The organism is Oleiphilus sp. HI0125 (assembly GCF_001635355.1).
Genome location: NZ_LWGF01001283.1, coordinates 1 through 810, shown reverse-complemented (window position 1 = coordinate 810; position 810 = coordinate 1). Strand labels below are relative to the sequence as shown.

Below are 810 nucleotides of genomic sequence, written 5' to 3'. Positions count from 1 at the left end.
GGCATCAATATACCTCTGTCGAGAGTGCGACCTTGCATTTTCTGGTAAAAACTTATTCACCACACTGCCAACGTGAGCGAGCAACTTCATTCTTCGAAAATTAGCTAAGGTATTGTACCGCTGGTACCCAGCAAACAACTCATCGCCACCATCACCTTGGAGAATGACTTTCGTCTTATCTCCCACCTGCTGGGAAAGTAGAAAAAGAGGGATATTGGCAGCATCAGAAAAAGGATGATCATGATGTTCGACCATCTTAACGACCGTATCTGCAACGTCATATCCACCAATCTCAAATTCATGATGATTCGTGCCATACATCTCGGCAACCTGCCGAGCCCTAGGCAGCTCGTTGATGCCTTTGTCATAATCGAACTTAACGGAATAAGTGCTTAAATCAGAACCAAGCTCTTGTGCAGCAAACGCGGTAATTGCACTTGAATCAATTCCGCCTGACAAAAATACCCCAACAGGCACATCGCTAACCAACTGGCGTTTGACTGCAGAATTCAATAATTCTCGCACTTTGATAACCGTTTCATCTTCACTCAGGACCTGTGAATTAGCTTTCTCAGGAAGCGAGCTACGAACAGACCAATATCTCTGTTCATCAATACAATGCGACCCACAATCAATCACGACATAGGTACCGGGCATGACTCTTTCGACACCCTTCAAAAGAGTTTCACGGCCTAAGGCATTGCCGTAATAAAACCATTCATGCAACTTGGGAGCATTTAAGTCATTTGAAGTTGCGGCAAGTTTTTCCAAGGCTTTTATTTCAGAACCAAAACAAATCTTTTTCTCCAA

1 protein-coding gene is annotated in these 810 nt (G+C 43.8%); it reads right to left on the bottom strand.

All coding sequences use genetic code 11. The annotated features are described in order from the left end of the window. The coding region (locus tag A3762_RS22285; protein ID WP_231878897.1) for an asparagine synthetase B at nucleotides 1-810 on the bottom strand (810 nt) is incomplete at both ends.